This window comes from Psychroserpens mesophilus, assembly GCF_050617655.1.
GTDB lineage: Bacteria > Bacteroidota > Bacteroidia > Flavobacteriales > Flavobacteriaceae > Psychroserpens > Psychroserpens mesophilus_A.
The window spans coordinates 1-363 of the sequence record NZ_JBODQC010000073.1; the positions used below are offsets into that span (position 1 = coordinate 1).

The 363-nt window shown below is 53.4% G+C and carries 1 pseudogene; it reads right to left on the reverse strand.

The window, feature by feature from the left end:
- Positions 1–363: pseudogene (locus tag ACRHNM_RS16385) on the reverse strand (fumarylacetoacetase); the annotation flags it as partial.

Genomic DNA, 363 nt, shown 5'->3' on the forward strand with positions numbered 1-363 from the left:
AATCCTTGGGCAGGGTTTGTCCATTGGGGCGTCGCACGGGCGTCCCGCTGGGTACGATTGTGGAACTCCTGCCGTGGTACCCCACCGGGATGTGCAGCCAGTTCGGCAACAGGGCATTATCCGGATCACGGAACATGCTGCCCACATTTGTGGCGTGTTCCTTGCTCGAATAGAAATCCGTGTAACCGCCAATCTGCACGGGCAATTGCATCTCAATTTCATCCATGTCGAACAACACGGTTTTGCGATGCGCTTCGTGTTCTTGCAGCTCCGGGTTATTTTTATCAAATACCTCGGCAATCCGGTTCCGCACCAGGCGCCAGGTTTTTTTGCCGTCCGAAATAAAATCATTCAGGCTATCCT